Below are 25,823 nucleotides of genomic sequence, written 5' to 3' on the forward strand. Positions count from 1 at the left end.
TGCTACCTTGCCTTGCTATTCCCGGTATTAAACACTGTTAAGGCAATTGGAGACTAATGGATCCTACAAACCAATATACTGATGCTAATCTTTGGCTACGCGTGAAAAATGGCGATCAGGGGGCGTTTAGCGAAATATTTGAACGATACAATGCCCTTTTGTACAGCCATGTCATCAATAAGCTGGACGATGAAGATGAAGCACGTGATATAGTCCAGGATATCTTTGTTGCCTTGTGGGAAAAAAGAGGTACGATCCACGAGGTCAATATAGCAGGATATCTTTTTACCGCAGCCCGGAATAAGGTGCTTAACAGTATCCGGCATAAGAAGATCATCAGCAAATTCGAAAAAGATTTCAAAGATTTTGCAGGAGATCATGCTGCCAATAACGTGGAGAATTCCATCTATAAAAGAGAGCTGGAAGCAATGATAGAAATGGAGATTGCGGCCTTGCCCGAAAGGATGCGGGAAGTTTTTGAATTGAGCCGTAAAGGATGCCTGCCTCACCAGGAAATTGCCGATCAGCTGGGCATCTCCAAACATACCGTGAACGACCACATAAAGGCTTCCTTAAAGATCTTACGGCTGAAGGTAAAGATGGCTATTGTATTTATCTTATTATCAGGTATTTAATTATTTTTTGTTTTTATCTCCCTATCCCGTCTTCCCCAGGTGTTATTATAATAATAACAATATCATTTATGCGGGAAGAGCAGCTGCGACCCCTTATTGAAAAGTACCTCGACGGAGAATGCTCTCCGGAAGAAACAGCGTTGCTGGAGTCCTGGTATGCCCAGTTCCATGGAGAGTCCCGCAAGACGCTGTCTGATGATCAATTGAGGGAAGCCGGAGCGATCATGCGCAGCAGAATATTTGTCAATCCTGAAAAACATGTCAGGTATTGGGGCGCATTCCGCATCGCAGCTGCCTGTATAATAGGGGCTATCCTGGCAACGGGATCCATTTACTTATCCAACAAACATGAACGCGCAAAGCAGGTGGCAGCCGAGATTGCACCGGGTAGCAATAGGGCGATATTGGTGCTTGACAACGGCGAAAAGCTTGCCCTGGACAGCGCTGCGGATGGCCGGATCGCCACACAAGCCAGCAGCGACGTAATAAAGCTCAGGAACGGTCAGATCATTTACCATGCAAATGATCCGGCCAAAAAGGAACCAGGTGCACCCGCTTATAATTCATTGGTCGTCCCCAAAGGAGGGCAATATAAAATAGTGCTGCCGGATGCATCTGTTGTGTGGATCAACTCGGCTTCCGTCCTGAAATATCCTGCATCTTTTGCCGGGCAGAAAACACGGGAAGTATACCTGATGGGTGAAGCCTATTTTGAGATCTCGCCTGACAAAATTCACCCATTTATCGTGAAAAGCGATAAGCAGGAAGCGAGGGTATTGGGGACACATTTCGATATAAATGCTTATCCTGACAATCCAACCATAAGAACGACGCTTCTCGAAGGCGGACTGGAGGTTAAAAGTTTGGTGCATGGAGACAGCTGCAGACTTAAACCAGGCAAACAGGCCGTTTTAAGCAATGTGATCAGCATACAGGATGTAGATGTCGAGAACGTTACTGACTGGAAAGATGGTTACTTCATTTTTCACGAGGAGGCGCTGGATGATATCTTGTTAAGACTTTCCAGGTGGTACAACGTGGAGATCGTTTGTAAAGACGGTGTGAAGAAAGTGAAGCTGGAGGGCATCATTGCGAGAAACACGCTTCTTTCGGAAGTTTTGACAATGTTATCCCGTACCGGGAAGGTGCATTTCGAGATACGGGACAGGATCGTGTATGCAAGTGAATAAGTGCGGTAAAATTTTACGATTGCTATATGAGAATAAGAAATAAGGGTCCGGCCTTGTGACGCAACAAACACCCATAAAAAACCGACAGCGCTAGAACACTGCCGGTTATAGATCGGGTTGATTTAACATGATCTTGCTGTCACAAATTAATGAACCCAAACATTACAAATGTAATGAAATTACTCAACTTCGTTACCAAAACACTGCTTTGCTTTATCGGGCTGCTGCATATACACGCGGTAAGCTTCTCTCAGAATATCAGTCTGCATAAAAAAAATGTTCACTTATTCGATGCTTTTAAATCGATAGGGAAACAAAGTGGATATAATATTGTCTATGATGCATCTCTTTTCAGCCCTGAAGATAAGGTCGATGTCGATCTGGCCAATGTATCAATAACAGACGCTATAGATGCTTGTTTGCGGGGTAAGGCTTTAACTTATCATATCAACGGAAGATCTGTCGTCATAGAAGCAAAGTCTTCAGGTAGGCTGGAGCCGTCCCCCCGGGCAGCGCCGGCACCGAGGAGGTCGGTGGTAAGCGGGAAAGTTTCCAACGACCAGGGGCAGCCGTTGGTAGGTGTGAGTGTGATCATAAAGGGCACTGCGGCGGGAACGAACACGGATTCGTCGGGCGAGTACCAGATCTCCGTACCGGATGGAGCTAGAACGCTTGTGTTCTCCTATGTCGGATACGATCCACAGGAAATAACGATTGGGAACCAGAAGATCATCAATGTCGCCCTGGCACAGAAAAAGTCTGAAGCGAATGATGTCGTGGTGGTAGGGTATGGAACCCAGAAAAAAATAACCACTGTAGGCGCGCAAACCACCGTAGACGTCGAACAGCTGAAGCAGCCGGTTGCCAACCTCACCGGTCTTCTTGCGGGCCATGCGGCCGGGATTATAGGCGTACAGAGAAGCGGAGAGCCGGGATATGACAACGCAGAGATCTATATTCGCGGCATTTCTACTTTTACAAGCAGCTCTCCCTTGATCCTGGTCGATGGGGTGGAGAGGGATTTCAGGAATGTGGATCCGGAAGATATAGCCACCTTCAGTATCCTCAAAGACGCATCCGCGACGGCGGTATACGGAGTGAGAGGCGCCAATGGCGTAATACTGATCACTACAAAGAAAGGTAGGGTGGGCAAGACGGCTATCAATGCGCAATACGACCAGGGGGTAACGGCTTTTACCAAATTGCCTCAGTTTGCCGATGGACCGACGTATCTCAAAATTTCCAACGAAGCGTATAAAAATAGCTTTCCTTCGGACGCTTTACCAAGGTACACCGACGGTCGCATCGACTCTACCCGCAAACATATAGACCCCGATCTGAACCCGGATGTCAACTGGTTCGACGTCATTCTACGCAAATATGGACATAACAGGAGGGCAAGGGTCAACGTCAACGGTGGATCCGACAAAGCACAATACTATTTGTCGGTGGGATACTATGATGAAACAGGCATGTTCAAAACGGATAATCTGGCTCAATACAATTCTTCGATCAAATTCTCCAGGTACAATTTCACTTCAAATCTTACACTCAACGTAACAAAGACCACCAAAGTCGAATTTGGGGCATCCGGCTGGATAAGCAATGGCAACTATCCGGGTAATGGCACGGGCTCTATCTTCAATAACGCTTATGTAATGTCTCCGGTTACGATCCCCGCAAAATATTCCAATGGCTTGTTTTCCCAGCCGCGGACGGGGGATATGGCTAATCCCTACAATAGCCTGACGCAATCAGGGTACGCGACGGAATTCAACAGCCAGCTTTGGAGTAACCTGCGGGCGACGCAAAGCCTGGATTTCCTGGTGAAAGGTCTTTCCATCACAGGTATGTTTTCCTTTGACAACTCCAACAGGCATCAGATCTCCCGGTCCAAATCGGTGGATGCCTACTATGCCACCGGCAGGGATACGGCAGGCGTCCTGCAAACGATACAGACGGCCATTGGTAACGAGTTCTTGGGTTACAATCGCAGCAATGGAGGTAGCAGGCGGTTTTACCTTGAGTCTGCCGTCAATTACAAAGAGACTTTTGGGAAGCATAGCGTCACGGGAATGGTGCTGTATAACCAGTCGGATTATGTGGACGCATTTGCGGGCGATTTCATCAGCTCTATTCCATATCGGTATATGGGACTCGCCGGCAGGGCTACCTATGCTTATGATAATAAATACCTGGTTGAAGGCAATTTCGGCTACAACGGCTCCGAGACTTTCGCGCCTGGCAACAGGTTCGGCTTTTTCCCGTCTTTTGGCGCCGGCTGGATCGCTTCCCAGGAGTCGTTTTTCGATCCCATCAGGAATATCGTATCGTTTTTGAAATTGAGATTTACCTATGGCGAAGTAGGGAATAGCAATATTGGAGGCAGAAGGTTCGCCTATGTCTCCACCGTCGCACAGGGTATTTCGGGGTACAACTATGGACAGAATAATATCTCCAACGACATCGGCGGCTTGAATTTTGGCGATTATGCGGTCAATGTTTCCTGGGAAAGAGCGAAGAAATACAACCTGGGCATCGATATAAAGACGAGCAATAACGCCATTTCGCTGACCGTAGACCTGTTCAGGGAGCTGAGAAGAGGCATCTTCCTAAAAAGAGGAGATATTCCATACTTCGCCGGCATCGGCAGCAACCCCTATGGCAACATCGGAGCAGTGAACAATAAAGGCATCGACGCTACGATGGACATCAACAAGCGGCTGAGCAAGGACTGGAACCTGATTTTCAAGGGGAATTTTACCTACAATCACCCGGTAGTGATAGATGATGCAAATGCGCCGTGGCCTTATCCCTGGCAGCAACGGATAGGGAGGAAGCTGGGCACGCGTTTCGGATATATAGCGTTGGGCCTGTTCAAATCCGACCAGGAGGTAGCCAATAGCCCTTATCAGACGGGAATTACAAAGGCCGGCGATATCAAATATAAAGACCTCACCGGGGATGGAAAGATCGATGCCAACGACCAGGGCCCGACGGGCTATGGAAGCCTTCCTGAGATAGTATACGGGTTCGGCCCCACCGTCAGCTATAAGAACTGGTCGCTGGCCGCTTGGTTCAAAGGTATTTCCCATGTTGATATTGGATTAGCCGGCAATGGTTTTCAACCATTCATTTACGGTGGTGAACGGGGCAACCTCTTTGCCAACATTACGGATCACTGGACCCCGGATAATCCCAATCCCCATCCTTTCTATCCAAGGTTGACGTATGGCAATGACAATATGAACTATCAGCCCAGCACATGGTGGACAAAGAGCGGCGCCTTTTTGAGAATGCAAACGCTGGAGCTGAACTATGACATGCACGACAAGCATTGGCTGCGACGGGCGGGTATCTCTCATATGAACATATACTTTATCGCCTACAACCTTATGACGGTGAGCGGGTTCAAATTATGGGACGTGGAGTTGGGAGACGGTAATGGCGCTCAGTATCCTCTTTTGAAGACGTATAACCTCGGCGCCAAGCTGAGTTTTTAAGAAAACCGATTCATTAAAAGTAAAAGCATAGTTTGTGAATAATAAAGCCAGGGTAACCGCGAACATTGCACTGTGTTGTGTGCTCTTTTTCGCTTCATGCAGGAAATACCTCGATCAGGTCCCCAATGACCGCATCAATATGGACGAGGTATTTAAAAAGCAATCGCTGTCCGAACAATTTCTTGCGAACATATACAGCAATATTATCGACGAAGGCGATCCGATCCATAACCATCCCTACATAGGGACGGCTGATGACATCGACTTTACATGGTCGGGCGGAGGAACTTTGAATTATGCCGTGAATGTGGGAAACATGGGAAGGGCCAACCTTGTTTTTGATTTTTGGCAGGGTTTGTATGGCGGCATCCGTTCGGCAAGTTATTTCATGCAGCATGTAGATGAGAATGATGAGATCCGGCGGTTGCATGGCCAGGATATGATCGATCGATACAAGGCGGAAGCAAGATTTTTAAGAGCTTATTTCTATTTCTCCCTGATGCGCCAGTATGGGCCTGTGATATTGATGGGCGATAAGGTGATCGCGCCGGATGCGCCTGCCGCGCAGTTCCAGCTGGCAAGAAGCCCTTGGGACAGCTGCGTCGACTATGTGGTAAAAGAGTTGGACGAGGTATCCGCCCAGCTGCCCATCGTCGCTGTAAGAGACGGAAATACAAGCGATGCGGATTATGGCCGGGCTACCAAAGGCATGGCATTGGCAGTGAAGGCAAGACTCCTGCTGTATGCTGCGAGCCCGCAGTACAACGGGAATACGGATGCCTTGTTGGCGAACTTCAAGACCGGCGCTGGCACGCCCCTGATCTCTCCGGATTATGATCCTGAAAAATGGCGCAAAGCCGCCGACGCGGCAAAGGCGGTCATTGATATGGGCATCTATTCGCTGTACAAGGACCCTTCTGGCGACCCGATCAAATCTTTACAAGGCATTTTTTCCCAAGGGTGGAACGCTGAGCAGATCTTTGTTAGAAAAGGGAATGGCCTGATCACATGGGATGTTCATTGCGAGCCCCGGCAGGCCGGTGGTTGGAGTGGTGTGGGCCCTACGCAGGAGATGGTGGATTCCTATTTTATGTCTGACGGCAAATTACCGACGGAGTCCTCATTATATGCTGAAACGGGATTTACAGACGTTGGTGGGCAGCAGATCTATAACATGTATTTAAACCGCGAGCCCAGGTTTTACAGGGATGTAACGTATAACAATAGTACCTGGCAGGGTGGGACCATGTCCAGGCCGGCGCCCGTCACTTTTTATGCCAATGGGCCCAATGGCAGGAACGGTCATCCGACAGATTGGACGAAGACCGGCTATTTATGCAGGAAAAATGTGGCGCCGCAGACCAATGTTGGATCCGGAGGCAACGGTCAGCAGCAGCAAAGACCACTGGCACTGTTCCGCCTCGCCGAAATTTACCTGGATTACGCTGAAGCCTTGAATGAGATCGATCCGGGGAATAGCGATATTTTGAAATATCTCAACATGATCCGCGAACGGGCCGGCATCCCGCTTTACGGCGCAGGCGTCAACCCGCTTCCAATTCCTGCGAGCCAGACAGAGATGCGGAAAAGAATATGGGCGGAAAGAAAGGTGGAACTTGCCTACGAAGGGCATCGATTCTTTGATATTCGCAGATGGAAGATCGCACCGCAGGTGATGGGCGTTCTGCACGGAATGGATATTACGAAGAACGACAACTCTTTCTATACAAGAGTACCAACCATCACGCCGCATCTTTTCCTGCCATCGTATTATTGGTGGCCTATCTCTCAATATGAATTGGACAGAGACCGGGTCCTCATTGAAAACCCCGGCTACTGATCGATATTGCCTTGCCCATAAATTATTAAAAATCGAATCGAATGAGACATATTATACTGACAGTGCTGGTCATTTCGTCTGCGATGGCCGGCTGTAAGGAAGAGGTCAATCTGCCTCCTCAGCCATTGTCGAAATATATCCAATTATATATGCCGCAGGCTGTCAACGGTCCTGTGACCTACAATTTAAACACGGGCGATACAATCCCGCCAGTGATCATTTACGGCGCCGACTACGGCGGAGCCGACTATCCGGATCAGGATATTCCCGTCACTTTTACCGTGGACGCTTCACTTGTCGATACGTTCAATATCTCGCACAATACGAATTATACCCTGCTTCCGTCCAAAAGCTACAAGATGAGTGAATTGAACGGAGTGATCAAAAAAGGCCAGCTGGCGACCGAACCGCTGAAGATCAGTATAACGTTGAAAGGTGATAGCGCACCGGATATTTCCAAGGCATATATTCTTCCCGTAACGATTACAAAATCTGCGGTACAGGTGAATGAGAACCTGAGAACGGCCTATTTTATTATTAATATCATTCCAACTTATTTTGACCGCAGCAGCTGGCAGATCATTGACTTTTCTTCCCAGGAGAGCGTGGGGGAAGGAGCAAACAACGGGAGGGCCATTTTTGCCCTCGACGGCAATATCAATACCTATTGGCACAGCCAATGGAAAGATGCGGCGCCCGGGCCGCCGCATTATTTTACCATCGACATGGGTGAAACAAGATCTATTCTTGGAGGAGCCTTTGTTGATCGACAGAATGCAAGCAATGGCAGACCGCAGGATATTCAGATATTCTTAAGCGACAACAATATTGATTGGAGTTTGGCTTATTCCGGTACTTTACTGAATACAGCAGATCTGCAAAAAGTGTTTTTTAGCACGGCAATGAATGGCCGGTATGTTAAACTGCAGATAAACACCGCTTATTCATCTGATCTTACGCATTTGGCCGAATTCTATTTATTCTAGAGAAAAAGGGATTGGCAGTTGTCAATCCTCTTTTTTCAAAAAAATACATAGAAACATTTCGATGTATTGATATTATCCATACCTTTGTCCTGTAATGATGGATAATAAGAAAATAGAGAAGATCTCCAGGGCATTAAGCGATGCCAGCCGGATAACTATTTTACAGCAGTTCAAAAAAAGAGACGACTGCCTGTATTGTGCGGAAGTGCATGATATTCTTGATCTTACACAGCCTTCCGTCTCACATCATTTAAAGCAGTTGGTAGAGGCCGAACTGCTGTTGGCCGAAAAAGAAGGACGTAATCTTAAATATGTCCTCAACGAACAGGTCCTCAACGAATACATTTCCTCTTTAAATGACCTTAAAAAGTAAATGACGAGGGGCCCGTGGCCCTGTTATCGGATTTAAAACATCGAAATATTTAAATATTTTAATCTGTGAAAAGATCTATTTACATCATGGCGCTCGGCGCCTTCGGCATCATCACCACCGAATTTGGGGTTATTGGCATCCTGCCGGATCTGGCAAAGGAATTCCATATTTCTATCGACACTGCCGGCTGGCTGCTCAGTGCATTTGCCTTGACCGTGGCCCTGGCCGGGCCCTTTACCAATATGCTCACTGCCAAACTGAACCGCAAATTTGTTATGTGCCTGGTGCTGGGCATCTTCGTTCTTTCCAATTTATTGTCCGCCGTAGCGCCCAACTTTACAGTACTAATGATAGCCCGTATCCTGCCAGCATTTCTACACCCCGTGTTTTGGGCGGTAGCCATGACCGCAGCGGCTAAACAGGCCGGACCGAAAGACGCGCCCAAGGCCATCGCCATCGTAATGGGAGGCCTAAGCGTCGCCACCGTCCTGGGCGTGCCCCTGACAACCTATATGGCCGATCTGTTCAACTGGAGAGCGTCATTCATCGTATCCGCCGCCATCAACCTGCTGGCCTTTGGAGCGCTCTACCTCTTTGCTCCATCGATGCCCGTTAATGAAAGCCAGGCAAGCCCGGCAAGCCAGCTAAAAATATTACGCAGCACACATTTATGGGTCAAACTGCTGGCCTCCACCATTATATTGGCAGGTATGTTCGCCACCTACGGCTACCTGGCCGAATATCTTGACAAGATCTCTCATATGAATGGAGCGCAGATAAGCATCATGCTGCTGGTCTTCGGCGGTACAGGTATCTTAGGCAACTGGCTTACAGGCATCGCGCTGAGTAAGAACATAACCCTTACTGTACGCCTGGCGCTGATCCTTTTAGTGGTGATGCATATCCTGGCTTACCAGTTCGGTGGGTATTTCATCCCGATGGTAATCATACTCTCTATCTGGGGCTTTATCCACACCGGCGGGTTCCTGGTTGCTAACCTTCATCTTACCCATGATATCAGGGAACCTGCACTTGACTTTGTCAACAGCCTGCTCCCGTCTTTTTTTAACGCGGGTATTACCATTGGCACCTTGCTGGGCGGTTTTGTCATCGCCCGGTACGGCATCCATGAGGTCATCTGGATGACAGTACCTTTACTTCTACTGTCGCTTGGGTTGACTTTTATCACTGCTCCCGTAAAAAGGACGGCCGGCAAGAAAGCCATGGTGCAACTGCGACAAACGAAAGTAGGCGAAATGGCCACGATTGGCGAATAGGGGCCATCACCCTTTGATCAAGAGCACAGCGGCGGGGTTCAGGAAATAGGCAGGGTTTTTGAATACCCCCGGATATGCCGTCCGGAAAACTCATTCTTCTCATAGCGTTGTTGACGTCATTATGCTACTGGCCCTCCCAGGTTTTGGGCCAGGTAATTACCTCCACGCCTGCACCTGCTGCGACAGGCGCCTTCCAGCTCAAGATCACTACGACCCCTGCTTCCTGCGCTTCCGGCAATGGAATGATCACGGTCAACCCTTCGGGCGGCCTGTCACCCTACAGCTACTCCTTTGACGGCGATTCCTGGCAACGTAGTGGCTACCATTCTGCCAGCGGGGGGACCCATACCGTCGATGTGCGGGACGCCACCGGCGCTATCGTCAGCGCTACTGTCAATGTCCTGAACAACGGGAATCCGCCCACAGCGACCATCACCAACATCAAAAAGCCTTCCGGCTGTACTTCCAAAGACGCGAGCCTTACCGTACTGGCCTCGGGCGGAACGCCTCCCTATTCCTATAGTTTGGCAGGAGAAGGTTGGCAGAAATCCCCCACATTCAGTAACCTTACTTCCGGATATTACGGTCTCTATGTGGTCGATGCCAAAGGCTGCACATATAGTACCGCTTATACATTTTATGGTTGTGTTTCCGTGACCTCCAGCGGTACCAACGCCACCTGCAGCAATAACAATGGGACCATCACGGTAGAAGCCCGTGATGCGCATCCACCCTATACTTATTCTCTCAACGGAATAAATTACCAGGGCAGCGGTAAGTTTACGGGACTATCCGCAGGGATTCATACGATACATATAAAGGATGGCAGAGGGCAAGTATCCCTGTTCTCTTATACGCTGGGATATGCCTGTAGCCTCGGCCTCAGCGGCACCGGGACAGACATGACCTGCGGCGGCTCACCCGATGGCACCATCACGGCCAAAGCCGTTGGCGGAGCGCCGCCCTACTCCTACACAATCGACGGCATTCATTTTCAGCCGAGCAACGTATTTGGGGGGCTTCTTTCGGGTTTGTATACTGTAATGGTGAAGGATGGTTCAAACAACAGGCACCAGGTCAACGTGACCGTGGGGGGGAATTGTCCGGGCCCTGCTGTGACCGTCACCGTGCAGAGCCCCGACTGCCATCATTCTTCCGGCACTATTACTGTACACGCTGTTCGCGGCACGGCTCCGTATGTGTATTCGCTGGATGGCGTCAAATTCCAAGCTTCCGCCGTTTTCCCATCCTTGCCCGTAGGTAATTATAAAGTCACCGTCAAAGATGCCAATGGCCTCACTGCCACTACTGCCGTGGCCCTCGTCAATCCATCGGCTCCTGCTGTTTCCGTCACAACGCATAACGCCGACTGCAGCGGTCAGGGGGCTACTGTGACCATCCGGGCATCAGGAGGCGCCTCGCCACTGCAATACAGCCTGGACGGGGCGAACTACCAGGCTGGAAATGTTTTTAGCAACGTACCCATAGGGAAGTTTACGGCGTATGTAAAAGATGCGAAGGGCTGCGTCGGCGACCAGGCCGGGGAGATAATACAACAATGCATTAAAGCGACCCTTGCATCCACCGGTGCCGGCTGCGGAAAGAGCGATGGTTCCATTAATGTCTCGGCGTCCGGCGGCACCGGGCGTTATACATATTCCCGGGACGGCGTGAATTTTCAATCTTCTCCTGTCTTCTCCTCATTACCCGTGGGCAGCTATACAGTGACGATCAAAGATGCGGGCGGGCTCACCGCTACTGTTACGGACAGCGTACCCCTGAACAATGATCTGACGGTACATGCCGGCCCTGAAATAGATCTATGCGAGGGGAATGCTGCAGTCATTAAAGCCACTTCCAACGGTACTGCTTTCATATGGCAGCCCGCCACCGGCCTGAATGATCCTGCCCTTCTTCAGCCGACGGCTTCCCCGCGGACTTCTACCACCTATTCGCTGACCGCTCGCAATGGCCCCTGTCAACAGACTGTATCCGTCAATGTGGTCGTCCACCCTACGCCCATCTTATCTGCCGGCCAGGACACCTCCATTCTGACAGGGCAGTCTCTTACCCTGCATGCAGAGGACATAAATAACAGCGGTTTCAATAGCTGGCAGTGGAGCCCCCCGGATGGTCTCGACAATCCCACTTCAAAGGATCCTGTAGCCAATCCGGAAAAAAGCACTACCTACACGGTGACGGCGGCTACGGATGGAGGATGTACAGCCACTGCCAGTGTCTCCATAAAGGTTTTTAGCACGTCGAATATATTCGTCCCCAATGCCTTTACGCCCAATGGAGACGGACACAACGACGTTCTGAAGGCCATACCCATAGGGATAAGGGACTTCGGATATTTTGCCGTCTGGAACCGCTGGGGGCAGCGTGTCTTTTATACAACGGACCCCGCTATCGGGTGGGATGGCTCCATCAGCGGGAGGCTAGGGGAGGCGGGCACCTTTGTTTGGAAGGCCAGCGGCGTGGATTATAAAGGAGATCGGGTCCAGCAGGAAGGAACAGTGCTTTTGATCCGGTAAAAATAGGGAGAAAACGCCTGGTGCCAGGTGAGCAGAAACTTTCTGCACGTGTTCCGAAATCACCGAAAAATAGCCTACATTAGGCATTATGAAATCATTGCTTGCTTTTCTCGTATGCGTCACGGCGGCCGGCCTGGCGCAAGCCCAGCCCTCAAGGTTTAGCCGCGAAATTTATGTCGAAAAAGGCGATACGCTGTCCTATCGCATGTTGTTTCCCGATGCCAACAGGCAAAGAAGATACCCATTGGTGGTCTTTTTGCACGGGTCGGGCGAACGGGGCAATGACAACGACGCACAATTAAAGTGGGGAGTGATGAACTTTGCGACCGACCAGAATATGCTGGCGCATCCGGCGATCGTCATCGCGCCGCAGTGCCCCGAGCGCCAAACCTGGAGCAGCGTGACGCCCGACAAGAACAGGGAAGGAATGACGTTGAACGCCGAGCCGAGTAAGCCTATGCGCTTGCTCATCGGGCTTATCCGCCAGTTGGAGACGAAGATGCCAGTGGATACCAATCGGATATACATCACCGGATTATCTATGGGAGGTTACGGGACCTACGATGGGCTCGAGCGATATCCTGATCTGTTTGCCGCCGCAGTACCGGTGTGCGGTGCCGGCGACACTTCACGGGCGGCATCGATCGCCCATGTCCCGATGTGGATCTACACGGGGGCGGAAGACCCCGCGGTCAACGCATCGTACAGCCTGGCCATGTTTGAAGCATTGACGCACGCCGGCGCACATCCGGGTTTCACCCAATACCCAGAGGTCGGGCATTTTTCATGGCTGGGGGCGTACAGCGATCCGTTGATGATAGAGTGGCTGTTCAGACAGCATAAGTAAAGCCTTAGGTGTTATGATAAAGTTATCAATTCTGTCGGTAGGAATTATTATCTCTGTCTTGTTGCCGTCATCAAAAACAGACGATAATACGATTGCAGAAGGAGAGCAGCCTCAAATTGCAGCGGACAATAGGGGCATCGTACGAGTCGTATTTGGCCGGAAAGACACGATTTTCTGTGTTACTTCCAGCGATCAGGGGAGCACTTTTTCAAAACCCGTTATGGTCGCGAAAATACCTGAAATGCATCTGGGTATGTCCCGCGGACCTCAAATTGCTAGCTCTGCCAGCTATTCAATCATCACCGCGATGGATAAATCAGGCGATATACATTGTTTTCAGCTTAACCACTCATCGAAGGAATGGAAAAACATGGGAACAATTAATGACTTGAAAGGATCAACTCCGGAAGGGTTAATGAGCACAGCGGCGGATAAAAAGGATAATTTCTACGCTGTTTGGCTGGATACACGCACCGGCAATAAAAATCAGATTTATTTCTCCTCGGCTTCAGGTGGTGCGGATCATTGGTCAAAAAACACTTTGGTCTATCAGTCGCCGGATGGACATGTCTGCGAATGCTGCAAACCGAGTATTGCCGCTGAAGGATCAGGTGTAGCCATCATGTTCAGGAACTGGCTAAATGGCTCAAGGGACCTTTACCTGCTGCGGTCATTGGATAAGGGTAGATCATTTAAAGCCGCTGAAAAGCTGGGAATGGGTACCTGGAAATTGAACGGCTGCCCGATGGACGGCGGAGGCGTCTACATTGCTCCGTCTATGGATGTTTACACCGTCTGGCAGCGTGAGGGTAATACTTACTATTGCAAACCAGGCCAGATGGAGACACAATTGGGTAAGGGTAGAGCATGTAGTATTGCGGGAACAGCCGACAATGTAGTATTTACTATGCAGAGCAGAGACACGCTAAAGGCGATAAAACTTCGAACCAAAAGTGAAACAACGATTGGAACAGGCAATGCGCTAAGATCTATTGTATTGCCCGATAATAAGATATTGTGTGTTTGGGAACAGGACAATAAGATTAAATTTAGAAGAGCCTAACGCCTTTCTTACTTTTTCATGAATGCTGCTTCAAAAGCCAGTTTACTTTATACATTTTATGAAAGTCGTCATAGCTTGAAAGTTCCTTGTCATCCTTAAAGGTCGCATCCAGCGCATCATGAAAGGGATGGTTAGCTGGAAAGGCCTTTTTCAGATTTGACCTGGTAAGATCCTGTAAAACGTCGGATGAACTCGTTGTAAAAAAGTATTTAGGCGCATATTTTTCGGCTTCCTTTGGAGAATGGCCGGGATGCTGATATTTATATATAACGATTGACTCCTTGGCATTCAGTACCGTGTAATTTTTATCATTCGCCGCTTTAGCTGATGTGATTTTTCCCTTTTGCGCCACTGCTATGGTAGACAGGCTGATAAGGAAAACTGCGAGGGAGAGGAACTTTTTCATGGTTTAAAATTTAACGGTTGGCAATTACTATAAAACTATGATAAGGAGAGGCAATTCATGATGATGGCCGTCAAAGACAGACCTGATCTTACTCATGCCTGTATAGGCTGTTTACTCAAATAGCATTGTGTCAATTGAGACAGCCGTTGTATCAAAAACGAACACTTTCGTACTTTGCACCCATCTTATTGTATTGTTGTTCAATTGAATATATGATCGGCATTTTTGTTGAAGCATTTTCGCCATGCTGATGAATCACTTTAAAACAGCCTGGCAAAATTTACGGGGCCATAAAACCTATGTCGCCATTAATACCGTTGGCTTGGCCATAGGCATTGCCGCCTGCCTCCTTGTTTTCTTATTGGTCAAATACGAAACGGGTTTTGATGACTTCCATGCAAACAAAGAACGCATATACAGGGTGGTAGCGGCGACAACAACGCCGGCTGGTATAAATTATTCAAAAGCAAGCGCCTTTCCCGTCGCACAAGCTTTGCGAATAGACTACCCGCAGCTCGAACACGTCGCCCGGATCTATGTCCGCGACGATAAGGAGGTGGCTTTACCAGGTGATGACGCCAGGGCAACGCAAAAGAAATTCAAGGAAAAGGTATTTTATGCCGAGGCTGAATTTTTCGACATCTTTAATTTCCCCTTCCTTGCCGGCGACGCAAGGACGGCTTTATCAGAACCCAATACGGCGGTGCTAACACAAGAAACAGCAGAGAAATATTTTGGCGACTGGCGGGCGGCCATCGGCCGTTTCATTAAATGTGAAGCCATCGGCGTTTGTAAGGTGACAGGCGTCTTAAAAAATGTTCCTGCCAATACTAATTTTCCGCTCAAGGTGGTCATTTCTTTTGAGACCGCCAGGCAGGAGGATCTTCCAACGGATTGGGTGGGGCAGGACGGATCTTTAAACACCTTCCTGGTGCTTCCCGAAAATATCGCGGCAACTCAGTTCGATAAGGAGCTCAGGGCGTTTGTAAAAAAACATACGCCTGCCGAATATGCGAACCACGGCTATATATTACAGCCGTTGGCCGATATGCATTATGACAGTCGATTCGGAACGTATAGTGGCGCCACATTCAGCAAGAAACTGATCACCGCCTTAAGTTTGGTCGGCATTTTTCTTTTGGTGATTGCCTGCATAAACTTTATAAATCTCGCTACCGCGCAGGCTGTACAGCGGTCAAAGGAAGTGGGTGTCCGGAAAGTTTTGGGCAGTAGCAAGGGTCAGTTGATCATTCAATTCTTAGACGAGACATTTCTTATTACCCTTTTTTCCGTCGTGCTGGCCATCTTGTTTGCATCCAGGGCATTGCCGTTGCTCAATAGTCTCTTGCAGACGTCAGTGGAGATAGATCCCGGTATTTCATTGGCTGCATTCTTGTTCAGTCTGGTTATTGTTGTGACATTTTTATCGGGCTTTTATCCTGCCCTGGTTTTATCAGGATTGAACCCCGCCATTGTTCTGAAAAGTAAATTAACGAGCCGCACTGCGGGTGGGATCTCCATCAGAAGGGTCTTGGTCGTTTTTCAATTTGCCATCGCACAGGCTTTGATCCTGGGGACGCTGGTTGTGGTGAGCCAAATGAATTTTTTCGAAAATGCGTCGATGGGTTTCGATAAGGAGGCCATCGTTACGGTGCCGCTTGCGGGCGACACTTCACACCTTTCTCGGGCCAACGTGTTAAAAAGGCAGCTGCTCCAGCAGCCCGGGATAAAAGATGTAAGCCTGAGCACTTTTACCCCAATTGACAAAGCCAGTTGGGATGGGGATTTTACCTTTGACAATGCCGCAAAAAAAGCTGACTTCAACGCCGAATTCAAATGGGCAGACGCCGATTACTTTAAAACGTATGATATCCAATTCATCACGGGCGCGCCGTATAAGCAGGCCGATTCCGTCACGGGATTTGTGGTAAATGAAATGATGGTGAAAAAATTGGGCTTATCAAACCCCGAAGAGATCATCGGCAGGAAACTGACTTTTTGGGACGGAGCGATCAGCGCGCCGGTGGTGGGCGTGGTAAAGGATTTCAACAGCAGAACGCTTGAGGTGGGAATGAAGCCGGTAGTGCTTGGTTCTTACAGACCGTTATACCGGTTGATCAATATAAAGATCCAGCCGCAGCAGGTGAAGCAGACTTTGGCAGCCATAGAAAGGATATGGACCAATACCTACCCTGGTTATACCTATGAATACCAGTTTCTCGACCAAAAGATCGCCGGTCTGTACAGGCAGGAGAGGCGGCTGTCGCAATTGTATCAAATATTTGCCGGCATCGCGATTTTTATTTCCTGTCTTGGCTTGTATGGCTTTGTTTCGTTTATGGCCGTACAGCGTACCCGGGAAGTCGGCATTCGGAAGGTCTTGGGAGCATCCGGGATCAATATTGTCTACCTGCTCTCGCGTGAATTTACAGTGCTTATCGGCCTGGCTTTCCTGATCGCAAGTCCACTCACCTATTATTTCATGCATCAATGGTTGCAAAAGTTTGCTTACCGGATAGACATCGGAATGGGAATATTCCTATCCACCCTGCTTATTGCTCAAGTCATTGCGTGGCTTACTGTCGGCTATCAGGCGATAAAGGCGGCGGTTGCAAACCCCGTAAAGAGTTTGCGGACGGAAGGATGACACCTGATAAAAGATTGAATCAAAGTGCATCTGTTTGGGCCGAAAAGGAGTTTTATTTACCTTGTAGCTAAACAACATTCCATGTCATATATTGCCTTGCCTGAAGGATTCCCGGGTATCCGCAGCCTGTTTATGTACAGTCCGGCTACCGCCAAACCCTTGAACGACCTGGTGCAAACACTTTTGCACGATCCCGCTACTTCTACCCTTACTCCGGGTGAACGCGAGCTTATCGCCGCTTATACATCCAGCCTCAACGAATGTAAATACTGCGCCAACGCGCATGGGGCTATCGCTAAGTACCAATTGAATGGCGATGGAGAATTGGTAAAGGGCGTGGTAAAGGACCCCGCTACTGCCGACATTAGCCCTAAGCTCAAGACACTGATGAACATCGCCGCCAAGGTGCAGCAAAGCGGCAGGAACGTTATGCCGGAGGATATTGATGCAGCCAGAAAGGAAGGCGCTACAGACAAAGAGATACATGACGCTGTGCTGATCGCCGCCACTTTCTGTCTCTTCAACCGCTATGTGGATGGTTTGGGCACCTGGGCGCCGGACGATCCGGCCATCTACGACGCCATCGGCAAACAAAGAGCCAGTGAAGGCTATCTCACAAAACCATTCAAGATCGCACAACAGTAATATCCATCTCCCATGCCATACATTCCATTAAATGAAAATCTGCCGGGGATCACCGGCCTGCTCGACTATCGTCTCGATACCGCGTTACCCATCCGCCAACTCACCCACATCCTGCTTCGTGGAGAATCCACGCTCACGGAGGGTGAACGCGAGCTTATCGCCACCGTTGTCAGCCATGGCAACGAATGCAGGTTTTGTACTGCCGCCCATACCGCCGCTGCCAATGCCTTCCTGCCCGATCCCTCGGTGGCAGAACAGGTGAAAACGGATATAACTACTGCTGATGTAAGCGAAAAAATGAAAGCGCTCCTGACCATCGCCAAAGCAGTAGGTAAAAGTGGGCGCCTCGTAACGCCGGAAATGGTCGAAGCCGCCCGGGAACAAGGTGCTACTGACCGGGAACTGCACGATACGGTTCTCACGGCGGCGCTCTTCAGCCTCTATAATCGTTATGTAGACGGTCTCGCCAGCGTCACCCCCGATGAGCCGGCATTCTACGATCGGCTGGGGGCCATCCTGCGGCAAAAAGGCTACCTGCCTTCAGAGGACAGATATGCCGGACTTGTTCAAAATAGAAGCTTGTAAATCATCTTCATCAGGCCGCCTCAAAAGTAATTGAGGCGGCCTTTTTTGTTGTCGTGTTTTCTATTTAACTTCCAATATTAACTGCCCATAATGGACAAATCCAATGGTTACGAAGGCATTGCTTCACGCTTCCTCAAAGGTCGGGGCATAGCGGTCAATGGCATCGGCAAATCAACCGTTCGTAAATGGGCACTGACATTACGGCCTGGTTCGGTCATTCTTGACATCGGATGTGGGACTGGAATTCCCGTTTCGAAGGTATTAGTGGAAGCTGGCATGAAAGTCTATGGGATTGATGCTTCTCAGACTTTGGCTAACGCCTTTCATGAGAACTTCCCGGATTTGCCCATTGCTTGTGAGGCCGCGGAAGAGTCTGCTTTCTTTGGCCGGCAATTTGACGGAATAATTTCAGTGGGACTGATGTTCCTTCTATCCGAGGAAGCGCAAATGGTGGTGATCAGCAAAGCGTCAGCAGCGCTGAAACCCGGCGGAAAATTTGTCTTTACTGCTACCTGCATCGCACATACCTGGAACGATATCATGACAGACCAACCATCCATATCTCTTGGCGCAGAAAAATACCGGGCGTTGACAGCTGCGTCGGGCCTGTCTATAATCGATGAATTTGAAGACGAGGGCGGCAATTATTATTTCGACTCCATTAAAATTTAGCAATCACTGCATAACAGAAAAGCTACCTCGTAAGGGATTCCGGGTTGCGTAACTGCCTGCTGGCCCCTAATCCGCGCAACATTCCTTTGACCCATTTCCTATCCCCGCCACGCAAGAAAAACTCTCAGGGCATGCAGGGAAATAGGGGGGAGGGAAGGGGCCAATCCCATCCGATCCGTCCGGACACGGGTTATCACGGAAGAGACTTTTCATCTCGTTGCGGGTCAATCTTATTCCCGGGATTTGCAGGCCTGGAATGCTTTTAACGGGCATATCCTCGATAGTTACTCCGATCGAAGGGCGGTTACGGGATGGAGCAAAGCCGCCCGGATCGCCTGCTGCCCGATGGCTGCCATCGCCAGCAGTGCCGTGCAAAGGCCGACAGCCGCGAAGATCACCCAGCTTATTCCAATTCGGTCGGCATAGTCTGCCAGCCATCGGTGCATAAGCAACCATGCCACTGGCGTCGCGATCAAAAAGGCAAGGGCCACCAGTTGAATAAAGCCTTTCGCCACCAACAGCACGACGCTTGCTTCTGTAGCGCCAAGTACTTTACGGATGCCTATCTCCTTTGTCCGGTTGGCGGCCGCCAGCGAAGCAAGCCCCAGCAGTCCAAGGCAGGCCAGAAAGATCGAGATTCCGCCCGCCCATGCAACGATGCGGCTCCAGTTGCTTTCCGATCGATAGAAGCCGTTGATATCGTCATCCAGGAAACTGTATCGAAGCGGCACATCCGGAACCAGCGCATGCCAGGTTTTCTCGATCCCAGCGAGGGCGCGGGAAGGATTGCCTGGGCGAAGGCGGACATAGAAATTGACGTACCCTTTATCCGCAGAGCTGATAAAGGCCTGATTGCGCACAGACTCGCCGAGAGGCCGGTAGTGAAAGTTCTGTACCACACCCCTGATGACGCCAATTCCGCCCTGAAACGGAACGATCTGCTTGCCAATCGCATTATGCAGGTTCCACCCCAGCGAACGCATCGTTGTCTCGTTGATCAGCATGCCTTTGATACTGTCGCCAACCAGTTCCGGGTCAAGGTTATTGCCGGCCAGCAGCCGTATGCCCATGACACGGAGGTAACCAGTATCGATAATGTTAACATCGGCCGCAAAGCCCTTATCCCGATAAGAAAGCAAATTTTTGCCCGCACCCATACCCGCGGCTGCGCTGGTTACTCCCACAATTTCCGGTTGATTTTGCATGGATTGTCTGAACAAAGGGAACAATTTGCCAGGATCAGTCTGGGCCGCATCGATCGCCAGCACATTTTCTTTGTCAAATCCCGGACTTTTGTTGATCATATAAGAAGACTGCTGCATGATCACGATCGTACAAACGATCAGCACTATGGAAAGCACAAACTGGAATGTTACCATCGATTTGGTGAAAAGATTCGATCCCCCCATGCGGATGTTCGCTTTGAATACCGCCGCTGCTTTAAATCGGGAAAGGATGAGGGCCGGATAACTTCCCGCCAGCATCCCGGCGATCAGTGCGACAACGAAGATCAGCAAAAGTTCGATTGGATAGGCCCTGAACGAAAAATGCAGATCGCGACCGGACAATTGATTGAACCAGGGCAGGGCCAGGTAGGCCAACCATAGTCCAAGCACCGCGGAGACGAGCGATAGGACCACCGATTCTGTCAGGAATTGCCCAATGATCTGACGCTTCTTTGCTCCGACTACTTTTCTCAGTCCGACCTCCTTGCTGCGGGCTGCTGACCGGCCGACTGCCAACGTGGTAAAATTGATGCAGGCTATCAGTAGAACGCCGGCAGCGATGGCCAGCAGTATCCAAAGAGTAGCGGGATCGATCTTTTCGTAGTCGGTAAAAGCGTATCCATGGAACCAGCTATCGGTGTGAATGGAAAGCAACGGCTGAAAATGGATCGCCACCGGATACTCCTTCTTCTTCCAGGTCTTGGCAAGATCCCCGAAATTTTCCATTGGGGAGTAATTTCGCATAAAGCGATCCAGCATCTCGCGATGATCGGCAAGGTGGCTACCTGGCCGGAGAAGCACATAGGTCTGGTCGACCGTCGGATGCCAGTTCCTTCCGATATCAAAGGCATGTTCTCCCTTTGTCCGATAGAATTCGATATTCGCCAGCACATCAAAGCGGATCGTCGAATTAGGCGGAGGGTCGTAAGCGACGCCGCTGATGGTAAAGGGATACCAGTTTGGACCCAATTTAATGTTGATCACCTCTCCTGTTACGTTGTCGTTGCCGCCGAACAATTCTCTTGCGCGGCTCTCGGTGAGAACGATGTCGTTCAGTCCTTGCAGGGCATGCGCTTTTGCCCCATATTTCAACGGAAAATCGAAGATGTAGAACAGGCTGGCTTCCGCAAAACCGACTTCTGCCCGTAATACCTGGTTCCCGGCACGCACCAGGTTGTCACCCCAGGGCAATTGCAGCTGGGCGGTTTGCTCGACATCCGGAAGACTCCTTTTCATCGCCGCGCCGAGTGGTTCACCGGCAAGATTGGCATAGTCGGTGTAGACAGTGTTGGGGTCGTCCGACGCCAGCGAGGGGTCCCATTTCGCATAGAGCCTGTATATTCGGTTGGCGTTTTTATTAAAACGGTCAAAACTCCGCTCGTTGGTCACAAAAAGGATCAGGAGACTGAAACATGCAATGCCAACGGCGAGGCCAGCGACATTGATAGCGACAAAGATCTTTTGCTTTTTCAGATTACGAATTGCGAGCGTAAAATAGCTTTTGAACATAATCCGCGGTTTTGAGTACTTACTCGTGGTGAATATCATGGAACCAGGAAGTTGGCCACCAATTCAATGCCAATTAAACAATTGATTGGATATCACCAACTTTCTTGAATGCTACTCATGCATTATGTTCGATTATGATACTCCGCCATACGGATTCGTTCACATGGGTGGATCACCTTTTAGTAGACGACCGACTTTATCCTTACCTTGGTAAGGGCGCAGGTGCATCCTTAAACTTGTTGTACTTACCCGATAGTCGCCCGATAACATAGGTTAAGGGAAAGATCACCTTCCGAACAAAACCAGGTATTTCGAGCATCGCATATTCACTTCTATAGCGGGTTAACAGATAAGCGCCGTCAAATTGTTCAGGTTGCCCCTTGCCCGAGCGATTTTGAGCTTCATAGATCGCCGATAAAAAAAACTGGAGGTTATTGGCAGGTTTTGCCCATCCCTCTACTTGTGCCACGTCGGTACCACTGTTCCAAAAACGGTGTGGCGTACCTCTGGTAAACATCACGCTTTCGCCTTCCCGCGCCAATTGTTCTGGCCCTCCCAATACCTGGTAACTTATCTGCCCCTTTTTTACGGTAATACTTTCGTCCTGTTTATAATGAACATGCATCGGCGGACCGCTTTTTGGCTGTACCCAACCATGAAGGATCAGCCTGTCCCCATCTGGCTCGCGCACTAATTCTTTGAAAACTATCTTTTCACCAATACCGTTTTCAATCGTTTTAGGAAATTGATTCATTGATTTAAATTTAGAGTTTTTGGGGATTTATTTTGAGGGTTCCGCCTTGCTTATCACAACGATGGTGGACGCAGCGTCATATGGTGTAAGTTTTAAGGTAAATTTGCCTATACGATAAAGATATGCTAAATTAGGACATTGTCCTAATTTGTTTTAAAAATTTATGTCAACTAAAGAAAAGCTTGTTTCCAGGGCATTGGAATTGTTTAATGAAAACGGCATAGAATACGTGGGAATGCGCGAGCTGGCGGCGGATCTAAAGATGCGTGTCGGGAATGTCACCTACTATTTTGCAACCAAAGATGACCTGGTGATTGAAATAATAAATCGCCTCCGTGATCTGAACAGCAAAACCATCGAGGCTGATTGCAGCAGTATTACGAGTTTTTTATCGATGTACAGGCAACTATTTAATAACCAGTATCAATACCGATGTTTGTTATTGAGTTTTGTGCACCTGGTTTCGAGGCACCCATCATTTGCAGGCAATTACGCGGCCACCGACGCAAGGAGAAGAGAGGCACTGCGGAGCCATATAACATCCATGATAAAAAATAACTGCCTGTCAACCTCACTTATCGCTGATCATGTCGAGTTGGTCGTTTCGCATATCACCCTTATTTCAAGGTTTTGGATATCCGAGGCACGCATCAGCTATGCGAATTGGACGCTTGAGCAAACCATCGCTCACTACCTTAATTTATTGGGAGAGGTGCTGTTTCCCTACGCCACAGTTGAAGGGAAGAAGCAGGTTGATGATTTTAGAAAAGGGAAATAAGAACCAATCTCGTTAAAACGTTCTTTTTATCTAATTTTATAAAAAAAACGTGTACGATACCTTCCAGGAATACCTTGATCGAAAAATTCAATTGAACAATGACGAAAAAGAATTGATTCGCTCCGTTTCAATTCTGAAAAAATTAAGAAAAAAGCAATACTTACTTCAAGAGGGTGATGTATGGAAATATCATGCCTTCATTACCAGGGGATGCATGCGTACGTACGCGGTGGATGATAAAGGAGTCGAACATATTATATATTTCGGAATAGAGAATTGGTGGATCGGCGACAGAGAAAGCTTGCTGAGCCAGACGCCATCCCGGTTGAACATAGATGCGATCGAAGACAGTGAAGTGATATTGTTTACCGACCCAAACTTTGAAATGATTTGTTCTAAGGTCCCGGCTTTCAGGGACATGGTACATACGATTATTTCGAAGAGCCTCAATGTTAACCAAAACCGAGTTTTGTCCAGCATTAGCAAAACCGCGGAGGAAAAATACCTGGAATTCATCCAAAAGTATGCTGACTTTGCTGTGCGTATCCCTCAGGCCATGATTGCTTCGTACCTGGGCATTAAGCCTGAAACCCTTAGCCGCATCAGAAATGCCATAGCAAGAAGGTAATTCGCTTGATATAGATCAATTTATTTATTGTCTTACCTCATTCAGCAGGCGGTATGGTTGTATCAACTTTGTGTTATCAAAAACAATAAAAGAATTACAATCATGTCAAAGACAATTTTTATTACAGGCACCAGTACTGGTTTTGGAAAGCTCACCACCATTTCATTAGCTAACGCCGGTCATACGGTAATTGCCGGGATGCGCAATGTAAATGGAAAGAATGCTGCTGCCGCGCAGGAACTATCGATCTTACCCAATGTAGAGGTAGTGGAAATAGACGTAACCAGCGACGAATCCGTGAACGCTGCATTCAACAAAGTACTGGCGAAATATGGCAGCGTTGATGTACTTATCAATAATGCCGCAGTTTCTGGCTTTGGTTTACTGGAGGGCTATACGCTGGAACAGATTCGCAAAATGTTTGAAGTGAATTTTTACGGCGTGTTGCGCACTTATGAAGCCGTGCTGCCTTCTATGCGAGCGGCTAAGAATGGCTTGATCATCAATATCACCACCGGCGCCAGCGGGCACACTTTGCCCTTTATGATCCCTTACATGGCTTCCAAATTTGCGGTGGAAAGTATTACCGAAGGCATACAGGAAGAACTGGCTGATTATGGCATTGAAAATGTGAGTATCCAGCCCGGAGTGTATCCAACAGAAATGACCAATGGATCTAAAGCTGGACTGAATGCAGACAAAGAAGGTATCGTAGCCGAATACGGCGAAGCGGCTACACAAAAATTCAATGCCTTGGGAGCTGCATTATTTGGCAAAATGGCGCAATTCAATATGGATCCGCAAACCATCGCAGATGGTGTCCTGGAATTGATAAATATGAAAAAAGGCAGTCGTCCGCTGCGTTTTCCACTGGATGCCATAGCCCAGGGAACAGACAAAGAATTTATAAAGGCCCGGGCTGATATCAAAACTAAATGGTTAGCTGCATATAATGGCTAAGTGGTAAATCCAACAACCTTCAATCTATAAATGTAAAAAAATAATATATGAAGACAGCGAAAGAGCTATTGATGGCTTACCTTCAAAACATTAATAACGCTGATGAAGCAATAGCCTTATTCTCAGATGATGCCGCGATTGAGCTACCTTATCTCAGCAGCCTGGGCTTGCCTTGGCGGTGGAGCGGCAAGGATACGCTTTACAAATTTTTGCAAAACCTGCCCAAAACTTTTCCGGGATTTCAATTTCAAAACATCCGGATACATATCGATACACCTGAACAGGCTTTTGGTGAATACGAAGTTGAGTGTACCGTTGCAACTACTGGCAGGCCTTATCACCAACATTACATGGGAAGACTCGTGGCGAAGGAAGGGAAAATAGTGCTGCTTCGTGAAGCGCTTGATTTAGCGCAGGTCGCTAAAAGCTCATTTCCCAATGGCGTTGCCGACCTGTCAGGAAAATAGAATAGAATGATTGAGATATGAAACAAATGCCCCGATCTCCTTATCGGGGCTTTTTGTACCGCGTAGGGGGAATCGAATTGAGCCCCCGGCATCGGTTGAAATATTGGTGTTGATAGTCAGCTTATTATGTTTCTATTTTTCATATGCCAACCTATGGTCCAAGCTCGGGGGATTTGTGACGTTTATTATGCCAATCAATGAAATAACTATACTGAAACCGCCCATACCCTAATTCGTCTTTTTTCCCATTCAAATAGACGATTAGGTAGTCTTGCCCACTTTCAAAGTGCCAATC

Annotated in this window: 21 protein-coding genes; 18 read left to right on the forward strand and 3 right to left on the reverse strand. The window is 48.7% G+C overall.

Annotation, left to right across the window (positions count from 1 at the left end; all coding sequences use genetic code 11):
- The first annotated feature begins 56 nt into the window (after positions 1–56).
- From Q4E93_RS03360 to Q4E93_RS03405, 10 genes are all read left to right on the forward strand, one after another.
- Positions 57–635, forward strand: a complete 579-nt coding sequence (locus Q4E93_RS03360) for an RNA polymerase sigma-70 factor (protein WP_303582679.1) — start codon at positions 57–59, stop codon at positions 633–635.
- Between the two features lie 68 nt (positions 636–703).
- Positions 704–1,825: a FecR family protein gene (locus tag Q4E93_RS03365; RefSeq protein ID WP_303582680.1), complete on the forward strand. Its 1,122-nt coding sequence runs from the start codon at positions 704–706 to the stop codon at positions 1,823–1,825.
- Between the two features lie 173 nt (positions 1,826–1,998).
- Entirely contained in the window at positions 1,999–5,328 is a 3,330-nt protein-coding gene (locus Q4E93_RS03370; RefSeq protein WP_303582681.1) for a TonB-dependent receptor, read from the forward strand.
- Between the two features lie 34 nt (positions 5,329–5,362).
- Complete coding sequence (locus tag Q4E93_RS03375) at positions 5,363–7,168, forward strand: RagB/SusD family nutrient uptake outer membrane protein (RefSeq protein WP_303582682.1); 1,806 nt, start codon at positions 5,363–5,365, stop codon at positions 7,166–7,168.
- A gap of 41 nt (positions 7,169–7,209) precedes the next feature.
- On the forward strand, positions 7,210–8,154 hold the full coding sequence (locus tag Q4E93_RS03380; RefSeq protein WP_303582683.1) for a BT_3987 domain-containing protein: 945 nt from the start codon (positions 7,210–7,212) through the stop codon (positions 8,152–8,154).
- Between the two features lie 94 nt (positions 8,155–8,248).
- Positions 8,249–8,527 carry an ArsR/SmtB family transcription factor gene (locus tag Q4E93_RS03385; protein WP_303582684.1) on the forward strand — a complete coding sequence of 93 codons (279 nt, stop codon included), beginning with the start codon at positions 8,249–8,251 and terminating at the stop codon, positions 8,525–8,527.
- Between the two features lie 65 nt (positions 8,528–8,592).
- On the forward strand, positions 8,593–9,804 hold the full coding sequence (locus Q4E93_RS03390; protein WP_303582685.1) for an MFS transporter: 1,212 nt from the start codon (positions 8,593–8,595) through the stop codon (positions 9,802–9,804).
- A 74-nt stretch (positions 9,805–9,878) separates the two neighbouring features.
- A complete protein-coding gene (locus tag Q4E93_RS03395; RefSeq protein WP_303582686.1) occupies positions 9,879–12,341 on the forward strand; it encodes a T9SS type B sorting domain-containing protein in 2,463 nt (820 codons plus the stop codon).
- Positions 12,342–12,429: 88 nt separating this feature from the next.
- A complete protein-coding gene (locus Q4E93_RS03400) occupies positions 12,430–13,188 on the forward strand; it encodes a carboxylesterase family protein (protein WP_303582687.1) in 759 nt (252 codons plus the stop codon).
- Positions 13,189–13,201: 13 nt separating this feature from the next.
- Positions 13,202–14,251: a hypothetical protein gene (locus Q4E93_RS03405; protein WP_303582688.1), complete on the forward strand. Its 1,050-nt coding sequence runs from the start codon at positions 13,202–13,204 to the stop codon at positions 14,249–14,251.
- A 16-nt stretch (positions 14,252–14,267) separates the two neighbouring features.
- Here Q4E93_RS03405 and Q4E93_RS03410 read toward each other — a convergent pair whose 3' ends face one another.
- Entirely contained in the window at positions 14,268–14,657 is a 390-nt protein-coding gene (locus Q4E93_RS03410; protein WP_303582689.1) for a hypothetical protein, read from the reverse strand.
- A gap of 250 nt (positions 14,658–14,907) precedes the next feature.
- On the opposite strand from Q4E93_RS03410, the gene Q4E93_RS03415 reads away from it, so the two are divergent.
- From Q4E93_RS03415 to Q4E93_RS03430, 4 genes are all read left to right on the forward strand, one after another.
- Positions 14,908–17,304 (forward strand): ABC transporter permease, encoded by a 2,397-nt coding sequence (locus Q4E93_RS03415; protein ID WP_303583234.1) that lies wholly within the window; start codon positions 14,908–14,910, stop codon positions 17,302–17,304.
- 81 nt (positions 17,305–17,385) lie between these two features.
- Positions 17,386–17,949 (forward strand): carboxymuconolactone decarboxylase family protein, encoded by a 564-nt coding sequence (locus tag Q4E93_RS03420; protein WP_303582690.1) that lies wholly within the window; start codon positions 17,386–17,388, stop codon positions 17,947–17,949.
- A gap of 12 nt (positions 17,950–17,961) precedes the next feature.
- Positions 17,962–18,534, forward strand: coding sequence for a carboxymuconolactone decarboxylase family protein (locus Q4E93_RS03425; protein ID WP_303582691.1), 573 nt, complete (start codon positions 17,962–17,964; stop codon positions 18,532–18,534).
- A 90-nt stretch (positions 18,535–18,624) separates the two neighbouring features.
- Entirely contained in the window at positions 18,625–19,206 is a 582-nt protein-coding gene (locus Q4E93_RS03430; protein ID WP_303582692.1) for a class I SAM-dependent methyltransferase, read from the forward strand.
- Positions 19,207–19,490: 284 nt separating this feature from the next.
- On the opposite strand, the gene Q4E93_RS03435 is transcribed toward Q4E93_RS03430, so the two are convergent.
- On the reverse strand, positions 19,491–21,941 hold the full coding sequence (locus Q4E93_RS03435) for an ABC transporter permease (RefSeq protein WP_303582693.1): 2,451 nt from the start codon (positions 21,939–21,941) through the stop codon (positions 19,491–19,493).
- A gap of 202 nt (positions 21,942–22,143) precedes the next feature.
- Positions 22,144–22,695 (reverse strand): cupin domain-containing protein, encoded by a 552-nt coding sequence (locus tag Q4E93_RS03440; protein WP_303582694.1) that lies wholly within the window; start codon positions 22,693–22,695, stop codon positions 22,144–22,146.
- 163 nt (positions 22,696–22,858) lie between these two features.
- On the opposite strand from Q4E93_RS03440, the gene Q4E93_RS03445 reads away from it, so the two are divergent.
- The 4 genes from Q4E93_RS03445 (at position 22,859) to Q4E93_RS03460 (ending at position 25,528) form a co-directional block, all read left to right on the forward strand.
- Positions 22,859–23,473 (forward strand): TetR/AcrR family transcriptional regulator, encoded by a 615-nt coding sequence (locus tag Q4E93_RS03445; RefSeq protein ID WP_303582695.1) that lies wholly within the window; start codon positions 22,859–22,861, stop codon positions 23,471–23,473.
- A 49-nt stretch (positions 23,474–23,522) separates the two neighbouring features.
- Entirely contained in the window at positions 23,523–24,101 is a 579-nt protein-coding gene (locus Q4E93_RS03450; RefSeq protein WP_303582696.1) for a Crp/Fnr family transcriptional regulator, read from the forward strand.
- Positions 24,102–24,203: 102 nt separating this feature from the next.
- A complete protein-coding gene (locus tag Q4E93_RS03455; RefSeq protein WP_303582697.1) occupies positions 24,204–25,061 on the forward strand; it encodes an SDR family oxidoreductase in 858 nt (285 codons plus the stop codon).
- A gap of 47 nt (positions 25,062–25,108) precedes the next feature.
- Positions 25,109–25,528: a nuclear transport factor 2 family protein gene (locus tag Q4E93_RS03460; protein WP_303582698.1), complete on the forward strand. Its 420-nt coding sequence runs from the start codon at positions 25,109–25,111 to the stop codon at positions 25,526–25,528.
- Positions 25,529–25,823: the final 295 nt, after the last annotated feature.

It is taken from the genome of Flavitalea plasmicola (assembly GCF_030546645.1).
In the GTDB taxonomy this organism is placed as follows: Bacteria; Bacteroidota; Bacteroidia; order Chitinophagales; family Chitinophagaceae; genus Puia.